The organism is Pseudomonas sp. P4_C1, assembly GCF_056402155.1.
This window is the reverse complement of record NZ_JBFUHY010000011.1, coordinates 15,695-33,273: the sequence shown is the minus strand read 5'-3', so window position 1 is coordinate 33,273 and position 17,579 is coordinate 15,695. Positions and strand designations below refer to the sequence as shown.

Genomic DNA, 17,579 nt, shown 5'->3' with positions numbered 1-17,579 from the left:
TGACGCCGCTGGATGAATCAGGCCGGTCTCCGGGCTCATGAGTGGCCGCGGGGCCAGACTGCGCGCCTTCCCGCATCGAATCGACACAGTGGCATCAGCACAGTTTTCACTCATTTACCGTTGCGGGGGCAGCGCCGGAATTGCGGGCCTTCGACCAATAGAAGGACTCACTCACCGGCTTCCCTGTTTCACTCTGTCGACCCAAGCCACAGAGCACCTGAAACAAGCCGCGAAGGTTAGAGGGTTGGGGGTGGAGCGTCAATTAAAGCCGGGAGGCGATCGACCGATTGACTGCCATCAATCAATAAACTGACGTCAATCTTGTGCCACACTCCCAGCAGTGATATCAAAGAGCCACAACCTCACAACACAACAACAAGGGTGAGCCCATGCAAGGCATGATCATCAGCAATCCAAAGCTGGAATTCCTGCGCCCGGTGCTTGAGCGCTGGTTCGAATGCATCGACCGTTACAACGCCGTCCGCGGTGATGGCGACACACCGTACTGGCACGACGAAAAAGCCAATCTCGGACTGCTGTCTGCCGCCGCCTGGATGGCCGAGATGGTCACGCTGCAACAGACACCAACCCGCAAACAGACCGACGAAGGCGAGCGCAACAGCCGCGCCGACCTGTTCCTCGCCTCGCCGGAAACCCGCGCCTACATCCAGACCAGCCAGCGCTGGCCACGGGTCAACAGCCTCAACCTGTCCCAGGCCCTGCTCGATATCGCCAGCGATGCGAAGCGCCTGAGCCACGCCAGCGACCTGAAACTCGGCTGCCTGTTCGTCGCCCCGCAAAAAGCCCAGCAAGGCGCAACGCCGGAAGAACTCCAGGACATGGTCGACGACCTGCAAAAGGAACACACCTGCGCGGTCGCCTGGTATTTCCCTTATGCCTACCGCAAGTTGCGCAACGAAGCCGGCAACTATCACCCCGGCATTGCGGTGCTGTTCAAGGAAGCTCGCGGCTGAGGCATTGAACCATCGCACGACAACGCTTCTCTATGATTAGAACAAGGCATTCGTAGGGAAGACCAGCATGCGCACGCCCCCGCTCGCTCTCGTTGTCGCGCTCTGCACAGGGCTCGCCGCTTGTGGCGAGACCTCTCGCCTGCAAGTCTCCGACGGCACCGGCCCGTCCCCCCGACTACCAGAACCCGACAAGACCCTGGTTCCGACCGTGAACATCGCCCCGGCCATCGGTTGGCCGCAGGGCGCAAAACCTGTCGCCGCCACGGGCACTCAAGTGGCCGCTTTTGCCGAAGACCTGGATCACCCCCGCTGGCTTTATGTGCTGCCCAATGGCGATGTGCTGGTGGCGGAAACCAATGCACCACCCAACCCCGAAGACGGCAAAGGCATTCGCGGCTGGGTCGCGAAAAAAGTCATGGAGCGCGCCGGGGCCGGCGTGCCCAGCGCGAACCGCATCACTTTGCTGCGCGACAAGGACCACGATGGCGTCGCGGAAACCCGCACGGTGTTTGTGCAAAATCTCAACTCCCCCTTCGGCATGACGCTGGTCGGCAATGACCTGTATGTGGCCGATACTGATCGCCTTCTGCGCTTTCACTATGAAAGTGGCGAGACGCAGATCCAGTCACCACCGATCAAGGTGATTGACCTGCCGGGCGGCCCGTTGAACCACCACTGGACCAAAAACGTCATCGCCAGCAAGGACGGCAGCAAGCTCTACGTCACCGTAGGCTCCAACAGCAACGTCGCGGAAAACGGCATGGACAAGGAATCAGGTCGCGCAGCGATCTGGGAAGTGGATCGCGCCACCGGCCAGCACCGGATCTTCGCCTCCGGCCTGCGCAACCCCAACGGCATGGCCTGGGAACCGCACAGTGGCGCACTGTGGACCGCGGTCAACGAACGAGATGAAATTGGCAGTGATCTGGTACCGGACTACATCACCTCGGTGAAGGACGGCGCTTTTTATGGCTGGCCGTACAGTTACTACGGCCAGCATGTCGATATTCGCGTCGCGCCACAAAACCCGGACCTGGTGGCCAAGGCCATTGCCCCGGACTACGCCGTCGGCCCGCACACGGCGTCACTGGGCCTGACCTTCGCCGAAAACAGCAAGCTGCCGGCGCCATTCACCCAAGGGGCATTCATCGGTCAGCACGGCTCCTGGAACCGCAAGCCCCACAGTGGTTACAAAGTGATTTTCGTGCCCTTCCGTGCGGGCAAACCTGCAGGAAAACCGGTTGACGTGCTTTCCGGATTCCTCAACGACAAGGAAGAAGCCATGGGCCGCCCGGTGGGCGTGGTGATCGACCGGCAGGGTGACTTGTTGGTGGCCGATGATGTGGGGAACAAGGTGTGGCGGGTATCGGCTGCCAGGTAACACCATCCCGGGTGAACACAGAACCCTGTGGGAGCGAGCTTGTCTCCGGGCGGCGATCCGACGATGAGGCCGGCACATTCAACATCGATGTTGACTGACCTACCGCCATCGCGAGCAAGCTCGCTCCCACAGGATGTCCAGCTCAACGTTTGCGACAGAGTGTTAGCCCATCACCCAACGGCAACAACGACAGATCCACCCGCGCATCATCCTTCAACGCCCGGTTGAGCGCCTGGATCGCCCGGGTGTCCGCGCTCTCGGGGTTGGCCTCAAGCACGCGCCCGCTCCACAAGGTGTTATCGAACACCGCCAGCCCGCCGACCCGCAGCAATCCCAGGGCGTGTTCCAGATAACTCGGGTAGTTGGCCTTGTCGGCATCGATGAACACCAGGTCGTACTGCCCGCCCTGCCCTTGTCGCTCAAGCTCGGCGAGGGTCTCCAGCGCCGGGGCCAGGCGCAGGTCAATCCGTCCGGTGAGCCCCGCTTCCTGCCAGTACCGTCGTGCGATGGCGTTGTAGTCACCGGGGATATCACAGCAAATCAGCGAGCCGTCAGCCGGTAATGCCGACGCCATGCACAGGGCGCTGTAACCGGTGAAAGTGCCGACCTCGAGCAAGCGCCTGGCCCCCGTCAGTTTCACCAGCAAAGCGAGAAACTGCCCCTGCTCCGGCGCCACCTGCCAACGTGCCATCGGCAGCGCCTGGGTCTCATCGCGCAAGCGCTTGAGCAGTGGCGTTTCGCGCAGGGAGACATCGAGCAGGTATTGGTACAGGGCGTCGTCGAGATTAAGCGTGCGAGCAGTCATGATCAGCAGCTCCGGACATTACGGGTTGCGCGCCAGATGTTCAGGCTGCAGAACACGCTTGGCGCTCAGATACGCTTTTTGCCAATAGGCCTTGGACAGACTGTCGAGCTTCACGGTGCCGCCGGTGGCCGGTGCGTGGACGAAGCGCCCTTCTCCCACGTAGATGCCGGCATGACTGACCTGGGAACCGCCATTGGTGGCGAAGAAAATCAGGTCACCGGTTTGCAGGCCTTCCTTGCCCACATTCGCCGCTTGCATGGAGATCATTTCGCGAGTGGTGCGCGGCAAGGAAATACCGGCGACATCGCGGTACACATAACCGATCAGGCCGCTGCAATCAAATCCGGAATCCGGCGTATTACCACCCCAACGATAAGGCGTGCCCACCAGGCCGAGCGCGCGAAACAGCACGTCTTCCGCCTCGGGCGAAAAAGCTTGCGGGGATCCGAATACGATGGGAGCGCGAACCACCTGCGCTGGTGGCGGTGTGCGGCTGGCGCAGGCACTGAGCAGCGCTGCGAAAAACATGATTGCGAGGCGGGCCGACGTCGTCATAAGCAGAGCATCCTGATCTGGCTGCGGCTTTTTTCTGCCGGGAGTGCAGAAAAGAAAACCGCCTGCGCGGGACGCAGGCGGTTTGCCATCATTCATAGATCAGGATTCTAGCGGTTATATGGCAAACTTCAAGTAAGACTTTAAGTTCGCCTTACAAACTGTCCGCTTACTTACGTGCAGTGACGATTGGCGACGCGTTAGGTGCCATCGCCAGGGCGCGCTTGGCTTCGATGAAGCTCTTGTTCCAGTAACTGTCGCCCAGGCTATCGATCCGCACACCACCGCTGCGGCGGCTGCTGGAGTGGATGAACTGGTTGTCACCCAGGTAGATCCCGGCGTGACTGACACGACCGCGACGGCCATTGGTTGCGAAGAACAGCAGGTCGCCCGGCTCAAGCTTGCTGCGCGAGACCAGCGGAGCGTCCACGTTGATCATTTCGCGGGTGGAGCGTGGCAGGTTCATGCCCGCCTCTTCGCGAAACAGGTAACCGATGAAACCGCTGCAATCGAAGCCGGCTTCAGAAGTACCGCCGAAACGGTAACGGGTACCGATCAGGGACATGCCACGTTCGAGGATGCTGTCGGCCAGGACCGGAAGCTGGTAGGACTTGCCGCCAGCGAAGTCGGCCAGTTCTTTTTCGGTTGCCTTTTCTTCCTGGTAAAAAACTTCCTGATAAAGAGCGGAAGACTGGGCAGTTGCAGAATTCTTGAGCTGTTGTTGTTGCTCTTGCTGGGACACCGGAGTGTGGGCAGCGCAACCGAACAACAGGGTGACGAGTGCGAGAGGCACGAGGGGTGCGAAGCGCTTTAGCATGGGCACGACCGTGGCTGATAGTTGTAAAGAAGCCGAGACTATGCCCGCTATCATCCTCATTTGCAAATTCAATCGATCTTTTTGTGACTTTTCCGTTTCTCGTTTACTTCTAAGCGCTTAAGCCCATTTTAAACCTACACGCAGCCCGCAACCGGGCAGGAAAGCGGGGTTTCTGGCGCCCGAAATTCGCCGAACTGGCTAAAAGCCCCGGATTCAGCGGGTTTACCAGCCGAGGGTTTCTTTCAAAAACGGGATTGTCAGCTTGCGCTGAGCCTGGAGGGAGGCCTGATCGAGACGCTCGAGCAGCTCGAACAGCGCACTCATGCTGCGGGTACCGCGAGTCAAAATGAAATGCCCGACTTCGTCGGTCAGGTGTAGTCCGCGACGAGATGCGCGCAATTGCAGGGCGCGCAATTTGTCCTCATCGGACAGCGGGCGCATCTGGAAGATCAAGGCCAGGGTCAGGCGCGACTTGAGATCCGCCAGCTTCACCGGCAACTCACGGGGGGATGTCGACGCGGCAATCAGCAAGCGTCGGCCGCTGTCGCGCAAGCGATTGAACAGATGAAACAGCGCCTCTTCCCAGTCCGCCTTGCCGGCAACCGCCTGCAGGTCATCGAGACAGACCAGTTCGTACTGTTCAAGGTTGTCGAGAATTTCAATACCGCGATCGAGCAGCTCGGCCAGCGGCAGATAGACCGCAGGCTCCCCCAATTGCTCGAAGCGCAGGCAGGCGGCCTGCAACAGATGCGTACGCCCTACCCCATCCTTGCCCCAAAGGTATATCAGGCTCTCGGTCCAGCCGGCGTCGGCTTCGCACAGCCGCTCGACATAGCCGAGTGCAGCGGCATTGGCGCCTGGGTAGTAATTGATAAAGGTGGCGTCGTCACGCAGACGCACACCTAGGGGCAGCTGAATCGGTTTCATCCTGACTGAACAGTTCCAAAGGAACCGTTAGTGGCCTCTGTGTAAAGTTTGCGAAGTTTATACCCGTGAGCCGGGCCGCACAATGCGACAGACCACAAGCAAAATCAAAGGTTTGCGTTAATGCACCGGTTTTATGACCGTTTCTTTGGCGGTGCATGTGACAGTCGCGCGATGCAAGCAGGCTGACCCGCCATGAACCCAGGCAACCCGCCATCACCCATCGACGCCTCTTACCACTCCGGCTCGTCGACACTCCCGTAGATTTCAGAATCCTTATACAAATCATGCACATGACGCACCAGCACCATGATCACCGCCGCGACCGGCAATGCCAGTAGCACACCGGTAAAGCCAAACAGCTCACCACCGGCCAGAATCGAGAAAATCACCGCCACCGGGTGCAGGCCAATCCGGTCACCAACCAGCAACGGCGTCAGCACCATACCCTCCAGCGCCTGGCCGACCATGAACACCGCGACAATGCCGAGCATCGGGTAAAGATCACCACCGAACTGGAACAACCCCGCAAGCAGCGCCGCGCCAATGCCGATGATAAAACCCATGTACGGCACGATCGCCGCCAGACCGGCAATCAGGCCAATCAACAAGCCCAGTTCCAGCCCGACCAGCATCAGGCCCGCTGCGTAGATCACACCCAAGGCCACCATCACCAGCAACTGTCCGCGCACGAAGGCTCCGAGCACTTCATGGCATTCACCCGCCAGGGATACTGCGCGCGCTTCACGATCACGGGGCAGCAGGCCGCGGACCTTGGCCATCATCAGATCCCAATCCCGCAGCAGGTAGAAGCTCACCACCGGAATCAACACCAGGTTCGCCAACCAGCCGATCAACGCCAGCCCCGAGGCCGTAGCATGGCTCAACACGACGCCGACAATATCAGTGGTCTGACTCATATGCTCGCTGATGGCGGCCTTGAGCTTGTCGAACTTCCAAAAACCTTCCGACAGGCCGAATTTCGATTGCGCCCAGGGCAACGCCGTGTGCTGCAGCCAGTCGAGCATCTGCGGGGCCAGCTCATACAAACGAAACAACTGCCTGGCGAGCAACGGCACCAAGACCAACAGCAGCGCGGTGAAGATCAATGTAAAGAGGGTAAACACCGCCACGACACCCCAGGTTCGAGACAGGCCTGCCTTCTCCAGCCGATCCACCAGCGGGTCGAACAGGTAGGCCAACAGCAGCGCCACCAGGAACGGCGTCAGGATCGGATGCAACAACCAGACAAACGCACAGAGCAGGACCACCCCACCGAGCCAGAACCAACGCCGCGTATCGGCCATGAACCACTCCATTGCTTCTATATAAAGAAAGAAAAACTACCAGCGAAAACGCAGCTGCGGTGTCGGGGCCGGCGCTGCGACAGACACCGAGCCGCCGGTGGCAGGCTGAGCGGGCGCTGCCGGGGCCGGTGCCTGACCCGCTGGCGCTTCCTGCAGCCTCGCCAGCGACAGTTGTGCACGCAGTTGATCGGCGCTGCCATTGACCCTATAGACAATCCGGTCGCCGTCGACACTTTGCACACGCCCGCCAAATGGCTCCAGCAAGCGCCCAAGGGAGGCGTAGTGCTCAAGATTCATACCCTGCACCTCCAGCAATTGCTCACTCGAAGCACCGGCCTTGGCAACAAACCGCGGCGCCAGGCGCTCGTTGACCGCCAGCATCACCGCATCGGCCACGGAGGCCTGATCGGCGCCTTGCACGCTGCCTGCCTCTTTTTTATCCCCCAGCCACAATTGCCACTTGGCTTGCCACTGCCCGCCCTCCTCCTTGGCGTGTACCGTGAGCAAGGCGTCGGCGTTGTAGCGTTCCGATGCCGCAAGCAAAGGCGCGGGATCTGCGCCTTCCAGATTCGGCGCGGTCGCAACGATCTGTTCGTTCAGGTCCGCCAATGGCAAGCGCAATGGCAAACCACGGTGTTGAGCAGCCCGACGCAACGGCACCGCGCTGGCCTGACCGTCGCCCACCAGGCTTGTACCCTCGGTGGAATCATTCAACCACCAGCCGAGGATCGACGGCCGATTGGCCCCCCACATCGCCAGGCCGGCGCGGCGCAAGGCCTGCTCGGTGGTGCCCGGATCGAAATCGACTTTCAGGACTTCCGGCGGCCCGGCATCAAAGCCGTATTGGCTGATGATCTGTTGCGGGTCTTTGCGAATCGCCGCCAGCCCCGGATTTTGAGCGGCCTTGGGGTCGCCGGTCAGGCGCAACACCAATGTGTCCAACGCACGTTGGGTCGCCTGGTCGCGCTCCTCGGGCGATTGGCCACTCACCGGCTCGCGCACCTGGTAAAGGCCTTTGACGGTTTCGGCATGACTGACCAGGCTGACCACTGACAAACAACTCACAAGCAAGAATTTACAAAAACGCATGGAAGATTCCTGACGACAAGAGCGGCTGGAACAGACCGCATGAAAGCGATCGAGCAAGACTGTGACCATTGCCCGACGCAAAACATTCACACGTTCTGGGTAAGTTTTCGCACTGTCATAACGATAGACGGTTAATCGCAATACCTTATACAGCCATGCAGGATGCCACCGACACCGTGCATCAACGGTTTTTTTTGAACGGATATGGCCCTGCTGTCGGCCTGAGGATGGCCGCTGCGGCTCAAGCCTGATAAAATCGCGCGCCTTCGCAGACCGGCAACAGCCGGGTAGTGTCCGAATAGCGCGCATGGTTCTCGCCTACGCAGTTTCGGCGCTCCCGACGGACTCGGTCGTTACCCAGAAATCCCCCCCTAAAGGCCTGGATCATGAGCAAGCAACCCTCCCTGAGCTACAAAGACGCCGGTGTAGACATCGACGCCGGCGAAGCATTGGTCGAACGCATCAAGAGCGTCGCCAAGCGCACTGCGCGCCCGGAAGTCATGGGCGGCCTGGGCGGTTTCGGCGCCCTCTGCGAAATCCCGGCCGGCTACAAGCAGCCGGTGCTGGTTTCCGGTACTGACGGCGTCGGCACCAAACTGCGCCTGGCCCTGAACCTGAACAAGCACGACAGCATCGGCATCGACCTGGTTGCCATGTGCGTCAACGACCTGGTGGTGTGCGGCGCCGAGCCGCTGTTCTTCCTCGACTACTACGCCACCGGCAAACTGAACGTCGACACCGCCGCCCAGGTTGTGACCGGCATCGGCGCTGGCTGCGAACTGTCGGGTTGCTCCCTGGTCGGCGGCGAAACTGCTGAAATGCCGGGCATGTACGAAGGCGAAGACTACGACCTGGCCGGTTTCTGCGTCGGCGTCGTGGAAAAATCCGAAATCATCGACGGCTCCAAGGTTGCTGCCGGCGATGCCCTGCTCGCCCTGCCGTCTTCCGGCCCGCACTCCAACGGCTACTCGCTGATCCGCAAGATCATCGAAGTGTCCGGCGCCGACATCGAGAACATCCAGCTCGACGGCAAGCCGCTGACCGACCTGCTGATGGCCCCGACCCGTATCTACGTGAAGCCGCTGCTCAAGCTGATCAAGGAAACCGGCGCTGTCAAAGCCATGGCCCACATCACCGGTGGCGGCCTGCTGGACAACATTCCGCGCGTTCTGCCAAAAGGCGCGCAAGCCGTGGTTGACGTGGCCAGCTGGAACCGCCCGGCAGTGTTCGACTGGCTGCAAGAGAAAGGCAACGTTGACGAGAACGAAATGCACCGCGTGCTGAACTGCGGCGTGGGCATGGTTATCTGCGTTGGCCAGGAGCACGTTGAGGCCGCCCTGAACGTTCTGCGCGAAGCGGGCGAGCAGCCTTGGGTCATCGGCCAGATCGCCACCGCTGCCGAAGGCGCGGCTCAGGTCGAACTGAAGAACCTTAAGGCGCACTAATGCCTAAAACCTGTGATGTGGTGGTGTTGTTGTCCGGCACCGGCAGTAACTTGCAGGCCTTGATCGACAGCACGCGGACCGGCGACAGCCCGGTCCGCATCGCTGCGGTGATTTCCAACCGCGCCGACGCCTACGGCCTGCAACGCGCCAGGGACGCGGGTATTGACACCCGCACCCTGGATCACAAGGCTTTCGAAGGTCGCGAGGCCTTCGACGCCGCGCTGATCGAACTGATCGACGCCTTCAATCCCGAACTCGTGGTACTGGCCGGATTCATGCGCATTCTCAGCGCTGGCTTCGTACGCCACTATCAGGGTCGCCTGCTCAATATCCATCCTTCGCTGCTACCCAAATACAAAGGGTTACACACTCATCAGCGCGCACTGGAGGCCGGCGACACCGAGCACGGCTGCTCCGTGCACTTCGTCACTGAGGAACTCGATGGTGGACCACTGGTCGTACAGGCTGTAATACCGGTAGAGTTACAGGATTCGCCGCAGAGTCTGGCGCAGCGGGTCCATGTTCAGGAACACCTGATCTACCCGATGGCCGTACGCTGGTTTGCCGAAGGCCGTCTGGCCCTCGACGAGCAAGGTGCTTTACTGGATGGACAGCTACTCGCGGCCAGTGGCCACTTGATTCGAAACTAGGAGATTTTATGCGTCGCGCCCTGCTCTTCGCTTGCGCTCTGCTCGCCTTGCCCTTCGCCCAGGCGGCAGACCTTCAACCCTTCTCCGCCAGCTACACCGCCGACTGGAAACAGTTGCCCATGAGTGGCACTGCCGAGCGCAGCCTCGAAAAAACCAGCGACGGCAAATGGAAACTGAGTTTCAAGGCGTCGATGATGATCGCCAGCCTGTCCGAGGAAAGCACGCTGACCCCGGACAAGGACACGCTACTTCCAGAGTCGTACCACTTTGAACGTGGCGGTTTGGGCAAGGCCAAGAAATCGGATCTGGATTTCGACTGGAACACCAAAGTGATCACCGGCACCGATCGCGGCGACGCAGTCAAGGTTGCGCTGAACCGCGGCATGCTCGACAAATCCACCTACCAATTGGCCTTGCAGCAAGACGTTGCCGCGGGCAAGAAAAGCATGAGTTATCAGGTGGTCGACGGCAATGAAGTCGATACCTATGACTTCCGCGTGCTGGGCGCTGAAAAGGTCGACACCAAGGCCGGCAAGATCGATGCGATCAAGGTTGAACGTGTACGCGACCCGACACAAAACAAACGCATCACTGTGATGTGGTTCGCCAAGGATTGGGATTACCTGCTGGTTCGCCTGCAGCAAGTCGAAACCGACGGCAAGGAATACAACATCATGCTCCTGGACGGCACGGTCAACGGCAAGGCAGTAAAAGGCAGCTGATCCGGATCGACACCATGAAGCCCCGCCATTGCGGGGCTTTTTTGTGGGCTCGAAAATTGGAACACCCTACAAGCGCGATGGCTCTATACCTTCAAGGTCTTTTTTGATCGAATGAGTTTTCCTGATACCTGTGAGGTTTCCCATGACTGTTACCGTCAACACTGTCTGCGCCGAAGGTTTTCGCCACAGCGTACAAATCGATGACCACGAACTCTTCGCCGACGTGCCCGTCACGGCTGGCGGTGATGGCTCGGCGCCGGAGCCGCACGACTATTTCGATGCCGCGCTAGGCGCCTGCAAGGCCCTGACCCTGAAGCTGTATGCCAGGAAGAAGGACATCCCGCTGACCGGTGTCGGCGTGGAGGTCAAGCGCGACAACAGTCAGGAACAGAAAGGCCAATACGCACTGCACGTCAAACTGACCCTCAAGGGCGTACTCACCGACGCCCAGCGCGAAGAACTGCATCGCGTGGCCGATCGCTGCCCGATCCACAAGCTGATGACCACGTCTGAAGTGAGCATCGAGACGCATTTGTCCGAAGGCGCGTTCAGCCAATAGCGGCAAGGGTTGCGCAAGCGGGTTATGCTCGAACGCATCACCCGCTCAGCCTGGAACGCACCATGAACACTCCGCTCGTGATCCGCCCCCGCACCGAAGATGTCGAAGGCCAGCCGATTCTCCGCCCGTTGCCATCGGCCAAGTGCCGCAGCGTCGGGCCATTCGTGTTTTTCGACCACATGCTGGAAACCCGTTATCCACCGGGCAAAGGCATGAACATCCGCCAGCATCCGCACATTGGCCTGTCTACCCTCACCTACTTGTTCCAGGGACAAATCCAGCACAAGGACAGCCTCGGTTCCGATCAAGTGGTCGGGACTGGCGATGTCAGCTGGATGACGGCCGGCAGCGCCATCGCCCACGTAGAACGCACGCCTGAGGCCCTGAAAGAAAGCGGCTTCACGATGCACGGCTTGCAGATCTGGCTGGCTTCGCCCAAGGATAAAGAACAAGGTCCTGGGCACTACAGCCACCATCCGGCGTCCACATTGCCGGTCAGCGAAAACCTGGGAGTGAAGATTCGCATGATTGCCGGGTCGGGCTTTTGCCTGGAATCACCAGTGCCGGTACTTTCTCCTACGCTATACGCGGAACTGCACCTGCAAACGGCGACGACATTACTGATCCCCACCGAGCATGAAGAACGTGCGCTGTATGTACTGAGCGGCGAGGTGCAACTGGATGGCGAGCCGCTGGAGCCGCATTCGCTGGTGGTACTGCCTGCCGGGGAAGAGATGACGTTGTTTGCTGAAAGCGACAGTCACGCCGTGTTGTTTGGCGGTGCTCCGCTGGACGGGCCACGGCGGATCAACTGGAATTTTGTCGCGAGCGATCCGGCTGCAATTGATGAAGCTCGCCGGCGCTGGGCAGCCGGGGACTGGCCGACGGTGCCGGGGGAAAGCGAGCGGATCGAACTGCCTTAGGCTTAGCGTCGTTCATTCAATTGCCATCGCGAGCAAGCTCGCTCCCACAGTTGACCGAGTCGACTGCAAGAACTGCGTACGACACCATTCCCCTGTGGGAGCGAGCTTGCTCCGGGCGGCGCTCCGACGATGAGGCCGGCACTTACACCGGCCAAGCGTTAACTGAAAACCGCAGTCAGCCCTCGAACACTTCATCCAGCAAGTTATGCATCGACGTGAACGCGCGGGCCGCGACCTTCGCGTCATACATCATCATGCCCGGCACCTTGGCGTGCGGGTCGGTGAACGAGTGGAACGCACCGCCATAGCTCAGCAACTGCCAGTCCACACCCGCCGCGTTCATTTCATCTTCGAATGCCGGCAATTGCTCTTTCGGCACCAATGGATCGGAAGCACCGTGCAGCACCAGGACCTTACCCTTGATGTTTTTCGCATCGGCCGGATTCGGTGTGTCCAGCGTGCCGTGGAACGATACCGCGGCCTTCACCGGCGCGCCGGTACGGGCGAGCTCCAAGGCGCAGCAGCCACCGAAGCAGAAACCGAAAGTGGCCAGTTTCGAAGTATCGACAGCCACTTCACCCTGACTCTGCAGCTGCTCGAACGCCACCTGCATGCGCTTGCGCAGCAATGGGCGGTCATTCTTCAACGGCATCATGGCCGCGCCGGCCTCGTCATTGTTCGTCGGTCGAACCGATTGACCGTAAAGGTCTGCGATCAACACCACATACCCCTTGGAGGCCACCGATTTGGCGATCTCCTCGGCACCGGCGCTGACGCCCATCCAGTTCGGCGCCATCAACAAACCCGGGCGCGGGCCTTTATGGTCGGCATCGAAGGCCAGACGGCTTTCGTAAGCCTGGCCATCAATCTGGTAGGCAACGGAACGTACTGTGATTTGGCTCATTTCTGACTCCTGATTGTTGAACACCAGAATGAAAAAACCCGCCGAAGCGGGTTTTTCTGCAACACGGTTAAGCCGACAGTTCAACCAATAGCTTGTTCAGACGGCGCACATAGGCCGCCGGATCTTTCAAACTGTCGCCGGCTGCCAGGGCCGCCTGATCGAAGAGGATGTGCGACAGGTCGCCGAAGCGCTCGTCACTCTGCTCGTTGTCGAGCTTCTCGATCAGCGGGTGAGCCGGGTTGAATTCGAAGATCGGCTTCGAATCCGGAACCTTCTGGCCGCTGGCTTCCAGGATCTGGCGCATCTGCAAGCCCAGGTCCTGCTCGCCGATGGCCAGGATCGCCGGCGAGTCGGTCAGGCGATGGGACACCCGAACTTCCGCAACGGACTCGCCCAGGGCGGTCTTCAGACGCTCGACCAGACCTTCTTTCGCCTTGGCGACTTCTTGCGCAGCCTTCTTGTCCTCTTCCGAGTCCAGGTTGCCGAGGTCCAGGTCACCGCGCGCCACGTCGACAAAGCTCTTGCCGTCGAAATCGCTGAGGTAGCTCATCAGCCACTCGTCGATGCGGTCGGTCAACAGCAGCACTTCGATGCCTTTCTTGCGGAAGACTTCCAGGTGCGGGCTGTTTTTGACCTGCGCGTAGGTTTCGCCGGTCAGGTAGTAGATCTTGTCCTGTCCTTCCTTGGCGCGCGCCAGGTATTCGGCCAGGCCAACAACCTGCTCGCCATCGTCGCCATGGGTCGATGCGAAACGCAGCAGGCCGGCGATTTTTTCCTTGTTGGCGAAATCTTCTGCCGGGCCTTCTTTCATGACCTGACCGAAGTTTTTCCAGAAGCCTTTGTATTGCTCTGGCTCGTTCTTCGCCAGTTTTTCCAGCATGTCCAGAACGCGCTTGGTCAGTGCCGACTTCATGGAATCGATGATCGGGTCTTTCTGCAGGATTTCCCGCGACACGTTCAGCGACAGGTCGTTGGAGTCGACCACGCCTTTGATGAAGCGCAGGTACAGCGGCAGGAAGGACTCGGCCTGATCCATGACGAACACACGCTGCACGTACAGCTTCAGGCCTTTCGGCGCTTCACGCTGGTACAGATCGAACGGAGCGCGGCTCGGCACGTACAGCAGCGAGCTGTATTCCAGCTTGCCTTCGACCTTGTTGTGGCTCCAGCTCAACGGGTTTTCGAAATCGTGAGCGATGTGCTTGTAGAACTCCTGGTACTCCTCGTCCTTGATCTCGGTACGCGGACGGGTCCACAGGGCGCTGGCGCGGTTGACGGTCTCCCATTCAACGGACGGCTTCTCTTCGCCTTCGGCAGCGGCCACTTCTTTCGGCAGCTCGATCGGCAAGGCGATGTGGTCGGAGTACTTCTTGATGATGTTGCGCAGGCGCCAGCCATCGGCGAACTCGTCTTCACCGGATTTCAGGTGCAGGACGATGCGAGTGCCGCGTTCAGCCTTGTCGATGGTCGCAACTTCGAAGTCACCCTCGCCCTTGGACGACCAGTGCACGCCTTCGCTGGCAGCGCTGCCGGCACGACGACTGAATACATCGACTTTGTCGGCGACGATGAATGCGGAGTAGAAACCGACACCGAACTGGCCGATCAGGTGCGAGTCTTTCTTCTGGTCGCCGGTCAGGTGCTTCATGAAATCGGCGGTGCCGGACTTGGCGATGGTGCCCAGGTGGGTGATCGCATCTTCGCGGCTCATGCCGATACCGTTGTCTTCGAGGGTGACGGTTTTAGCGTCCTTGTCGAAGCTCACGCGGATTTTAAGTTCGGCGCCACCTTCCAGCAGCTCTGGCTTGGCCAGGGCTTCGAAACGTAACTTGTCGACAGCGTCAGAGGCGTTCGAGATCAATTCGCGAAGGAAAATTTCCTTGTTGGAATACAGCGAATGGATCATGAGATGCAGCAGTTGCTTCACCTCGGTCTGGAAGCCCAGGGTTTCCTTTTGAGTTTCCACACTCATGGTCATCAAACTCCAATCAGATGGCTTAAGCCGCAACCTTGAGGTTCGACGGCGGGTTGTCCTCAGAGTTTGGGGCTCTGTTCAGGATTTCAAGGGCTCTTCGAGTTTGAAATGTGCGCGGGCCGTGGCAATGGGTTCGGCCTCAGTGCTTTGCCAGGCGGTAATCGCCACGTTGGCGACCCGGCGGCCCTGACGGCAAACCTGGCATCGGGCCCAGGTATCGCGAAACTGCCCGGTGCGCAGGTAATCCAGGGAGAAGTCGATGATCTTCGGCACGCCGGGCGTTCCGGTAAGCACCAACAGGTGCAGCGCCGCGGCCAGCTCCATGAACCCGGCGATCACACCGCCATGAATCGCCGGTAACAAAGGGTTACCAATGTTGTCCTTGTTCGCTGGCAGCTTGAACAGCAGCTCATCTCCCACCCGTGAACATTCGACGCCGATCAGCCGGGCATAGGGAATCAAATCCAGCAGCAAGGCGTAATCGCCCTGCTCATGGGCCTTTTGCAATTGGTCCTTCAGAGAATCGCTCATTGCGCACCTCCGGCAACCACGCCACCAAAGCCCTTGGCACCCTTGATGCCCTTGCCCATGCGCATGAAAGTGCCCACCACATGGGCAATGGGTTGCCCGGGGTCGTCCTGATAGGCGAAGCCACGGGCAAAAATCACGTCGGTGGTGACCCGATAGCACTGGGCAAAGCCGTAGACATCCTTATGGGGCTCGGCGGCGTGCATGTAGTCGATGCGCAGGTCGAGGGTCGGACAGACCTCGAACTCCGGGAGTACGCAGAGCGTCGCCATGCCACAGGCCGTGTCCATCAGCGAGGTCAGCGCCCCGCCATGAATCACCCCGGTTTCAGGATTGCCGACGATCTGCAGGCTGTACGGCAGCACAATCGTCAGCCCTTCGCTGCTGGCGCTGTGAACGCTTAGTCCAAGTACCTGACAATGTCGCAGCGCCGACAGAAAGCGCGTCGCACGCTCAAAAACGGGGTTTTCAGCCATTTGATAAAAACTCTTGTTTAAATCCGTACAGTGCAGTGGCGGTCCGGGTAAAAGTTCCGCATTAGAACAAACTTATATATCTGAAAGAATTGAGGAACTTAACGCTGATACTTGGGTTCTTAAGGCCAGTAGATGCTTTTCATCAGGAGAAACACCCCATGCGTAAGACTTTAGCTATTGCCTTGATGCTGACCGCTTCCCTCGGTCTCGCTGCCTGCGATAAAAAATCCGAGGACAAAGCTCAAGATGCTAACCAACATGCTGAGCAAGCCCAGCAAAAAATGAACGAAGCTCAGGATAAAGTGAACGACGCGGCGAAAGAAAACGCCGAAGCCGCCAAAAATCAGACTGAATCGAACGCCGAAGCGCCAAAAGAGGCCGCTCCAGCCGCTCCGCAAGCGCCTAAGTACTAATCCGCTTTTTTGCGTGATGAAAGAAAACCCGCCAAGTGCGGGTTTTCTTTTGTCTTCAGAAAAGCGCTTAGAGCAAAAACGTTCGAAAAGTCGGACTAATCATCAACAACAAAGAACAGATTAATCCCACCAGCCAAACCAGACTGCTTTGCCAGACCAGCTCTTTCCAGTAACACACTGGATAGCCAGCGCGGGCGCCCGATCAGGCAGCCTCTTTATTCATCTCGGACAATGGCGCCTCTGTAGGGGTATAGACCATCACATCGAGAACGTCGGAGTGAAACTCGCGGCGATACAATACGAAGACCACGCCGGCACTCATCAACATGAACAGCCATGGACTAACGAACCAGGCCAGCATGGTCATGCCGAAGTAATAAGAGCGCAGGCCAAAGTTGAACTGGTTGGCGGCCATGGAGATGACACGGGCGGCACGGGCGGCAAAGGCCTTGCGCTCCTGCTCGGACACATGGCGTTCACCGACCATCGGCGCCGACCCCACCAGTATCGCTGCAAAGTTGTACTGGCGCATGCACCAGCTGAACGTGAAGAACGCATAGACAAACACCAGCGCCAGGCACAGCAACTTGATTTCCGACATGCCCTGGGAAGCCTGCTGCACCATCGGGATATCCGCCAGCAACGATACCGCCCGCTCCGAAGCCCCCAACACCGTGAGAATACCGGCCAGGATAATCAACGTACTCGAGGCGAAGAACGAAGCGTTGCGCTCCAGATTGCCGATCACGCTGGCATCGGCGATGCGGTTGTCGCGCAACAGCATGCGGCGCATCCAGTCTTCGCGATAAAGATGCAGAACACTGGCCAGGCACGCCGTATCACGGCCCTTCCATGTGGCATAGCGGGTGTAACCGCCCCAGCAGATAACGAACCAGATAGCGGCAAGAATGTGGATCAGGTTGGCTTGGATGAACGACATGCAGGTCCTTGTGATTTAAATGCGGATTACACAGACCCTGTGGGAGCGAGCTTGCTCCGGGCGGCGTTCCGACGATGGCGGCGGGTCAGCCGACATCAATATTGAATGTACTGCCCCCATCGCGAGCAAGCTCGCTCCCACAAAGGGTTTTGCAGTGTTTCGACGTTAGTCTAAGAAAAAAGACACTGCCTGATG

The 17,579-nt window shown here is 59.3% G+C and carries 19 protein-coding genes, 1 pseudogene and 1 riboswitch; of the genes and pseudogenes, 8 read left to right on the top strand and 12 right to left on the bottom strand.

Going from position 1 to position 17,579, the window contains the following annotated elements:
• Positions 1 to 3: 3 nt before the first annotated feature.
• A riboswitch (cobalamin riboswitch) is annotated at positions 4 to 236 on the bottom strand.
• 153 nt (positions 237 to 389) lie between these two features.
• Together AC1DU9_RS09845 and AC1DU9_RS09840 are read left to right on the top strand one after the other, a co-directional pair.
• A complete protein-coding gene (locus AC1DU9_RS09845; protein WP_223463318.1) occupies positions 390 to 974 on the top strand; it encodes a hypothetical protein in 585 nt (194 codons plus the stop codon).
• Positions 975 to 1,041: 67 nt separating this feature from the next.
• Positions 1,042 to 2,355, top strand: coding sequence for a PQQ-dependent sugar dehydrogenase (locus AC1DU9_RS09840; protein ID WP_457266101.1), 1,314 nt, complete (start codon positions 1,042 to 1,044; stop codon positions 2,353 to 2,355).
• A 142-nt stretch (positions 2,356 to 2,497) separates the two neighbouring features.
• Here the strand turns inward: AC1DU9_RS09840 and AC1DU9_RS09835 are convergent, their stop codons facing one another.
• The 6 genes from AC1DU9_RS09835 to AC1DU9_RS09810 form a co-directional block, all read right to left on the bottom strand.
• Entirely contained in the window at positions 2,498 to 3,160 is a 663-nt protein-coding gene (locus AC1DU9_RS09835; protein ID WP_457266102.1) for a class I SAM-dependent methyltransferase, read from the bottom strand.
• Between the two features lie 18 nt (positions 3,161 to 3,178).
• On the bottom strand, positions 3,179 to 3,715 hold the full coding sequence (locus AC1DU9_RS09830; RefSeq protein WP_108219036.1) for a C40 family peptidase: 537 nt from the start codon (positions 3,713 to 3,715) through the stop codon (positions 3,179 to 3,181).
• Between the two features lie 166 nt (positions 3,716 to 3,881).
• Positions 3,882 to 4,529: a C40 family peptidase gene (locus AC1DU9_RS09825; RefSeq protein ID WP_223463321.1), complete on the bottom strand. Its 648-nt coding sequence runs from the start codon at positions 4,527 to 4,529 to the stop codon at positions 3,882 to 3,884.
• A 222-nt stretch (positions 4,530 to 4,751) separates the two neighbouring features.
• A complete protein-coding gene (hda, locus tag AC1DU9_RS09820) occupies positions 4,752 to 5,456 on the bottom strand; it encodes a DnaA regulatory inactivator Hda (protein WP_007898944.1) in 705 nt (234 codons plus the stop codon).
• Between the two features lie 230 nt (positions 5,457 to 5,686).
• Positions 5,687 to 6,760, bottom strand: coding sequence for an AI-2E family transporter (locus tag AC1DU9_RS09815; RefSeq protein ID WP_223463322.1), 1,074 nt, complete (start codon positions 6,758 to 6,760; stop codon positions 5,687 to 5,689).
• 36 nt (positions 6,761 to 6,796) lie between these two features.
• Positions 6,797 to 7,849: a DUF2066 domain-containing protein gene (locus AC1DU9_RS09810; protein ID WP_457266103.1), complete on the bottom strand. Its 1,053-nt coding sequence runs from the start codon at positions 7,847 to 7,849 to the stop codon at positions 6,797 to 6,799.
• A 386-nt stretch (positions 7,850 to 8,235) separates the two neighbouring features.
• Here AC1DU9_RS09810 and purM point away from each other — a divergent pair, with 386 nt between their 5' ends.
• The 5 genes from purM (at position 8,236) to AC1DU9_RS09785 (ending at position 12,148) form a co-directional block, all read left to right on the top strand.
• A complete protein-coding gene (gene purM / locus AC1DU9_RS09805; protein WP_223463324.1) occupies positions 8,236 to 9,294 on the top strand; it encodes a phosphoribosylformylglycinamidine cyclo-ligase in 1,059 nt (352 codons plus the stop codon).
• On the top strand, positions 9,294 to 9,944 hold the full coding sequence (gene purN, locus AC1DU9_RS09800) for a phosphoribosylglycinamide formyltransferase (RefSeq protein WP_223463325.1): 651 nt from the start codon (positions 9,294 to 9,296) through the stop codon (positions 9,942 to 9,944). Before purM ends, purN begins: the two co-directional genes overlap by 1 nt.
• A gap of 8 nt (positions 9,945 to 9,952) precedes the next feature.
• A complete protein-coding gene (locus AC1DU9_RS09795) occupies positions 9,953 to 10,666 on the top strand; it encodes a DUF3108 domain-containing protein (protein ID WP_477810068.1) in 714 nt (237 codons plus the stop codon).
• 142 nt (positions 10,667 to 10,808) lie between these two features.
• Positions 10,809 to 11,225 (top strand): OsmC family protein, encoded by a 417-nt coding sequence (locus AC1DU9_RS09790; RefSeq protein ID WP_477753349.1) that lies wholly within the window; start codon positions 10,809 to 10,811, stop codon positions 11,223 to 11,225.
• Between the two features lie 62 nt (positions 11,226 to 11,287).
• Positions 11,288 to 12,148 (top strand): pirin family protein, encoded by an 861-nt coding sequence (locus AC1DU9_RS09785; protein WP_477810067.1) that lies wholly within the window; start codon positions 11,288 to 11,290, stop codon positions 12,146 to 12,148.
• A gap of 175 nt (positions 12,149 to 12,323) precedes the next feature.
• On the opposite strand, the gene AC1DU9_RS09780 is transcribed toward AC1DU9_RS09785, so the two are convergent.
• The 4 genes from AC1DU9_RS09780 to AC1DU9_RS09765 form a co-directional block, all read right to left on the bottom strand.
• Positions 12,324 to 13,052 (bottom strand): dienelactone hydrolase family protein, encoded by a 729-nt coding sequence (locus AC1DU9_RS09780; protein ID WP_477810066.1) that lies wholly within the window; start codon positions 13,050 to 13,052, stop codon positions 12,324 to 12,326.
• A gap of 67 nt (positions 13,053 to 13,119) precedes the next feature.
• Positions 13,120 to 15,024, bottom strand: a complete 1,905-nt coding sequence (gene htpG, locus AC1DU9_RS09775) for a molecular chaperone HtpG (RefSeq protein ID WP_223463330.1) — start codon at positions 15,022 to 15,024, stop codon at positions 13,120 to 13,122.
• Between the two features lie 81 nt (positions 15,025 to 15,105).
• Complete coding sequence (locus AC1DU9_RS09770) at positions 15,106 to 15,558, bottom strand: PaaI family thioesterase (RefSeq protein WP_223463331.1); 453 nt, start codon at positions 15,556 to 15,558, stop codon at positions 15,106 to 15,108.
• Positions 15,555 to 16,031: a PaaI family thioesterase gene (locus tag AC1DU9_RS09765; RefSeq protein WP_223463332.1), complete on the bottom strand. Its 477-nt coding sequence runs from the start codon at positions 16,029 to 16,031 to the stop codon at positions 15,555 to 15,557. Before AC1DU9_RS09765 ends, AC1DU9_RS09770 begins: the two co-directional genes overlap by 4 nt.
• Before the next feature lie 158 nt (positions 16,032 to 16,189).
• On the opposite strand from AC1DU9_RS09765, the gene AC1DU9_RS09760 reads away from it, so the two are divergent.
• Positions 16,190 to 16,444 carry a hypothetical protein gene (locus AC1DU9_RS09760; protein WP_223463333.1) on the top strand — a complete coding sequence of 85 codons (255 nt, stop codon included), beginning with the start codon at positions 16,190 to 16,192 and terminating at the stop codon, positions 16,442 to 16,444.
• Between the two features lie 67 nt (positions 16,445 to 16,511).
• On the opposite strand, the pseudogene AC1DU9_RS09755 reads toward AC1DU9_RS09760, so the two are convergent.
• A pseudogene (locus AC1DU9_RS09755) lies at positions 16,512 to 16,640 on the bottom strand (MAPEG family protein); the annotation flags it as partial.
• Positions 16,641 to 16,646: 6 nt separating this feature from the next.
• On the bottom strand, positions 16,647 to 17,384 hold the full coding sequence (locus AC1DU9_RS09750) for a DUF599 domain-containing protein (RefSeq protein ID WP_223463334.1): 738 nt from the start codon (positions 17,382 to 17,384) through the stop codon (positions 16,647 to 16,649).
• Between the last annotated feature and the right edge of the window lie 195 nt (positions 17,385 to 17,579).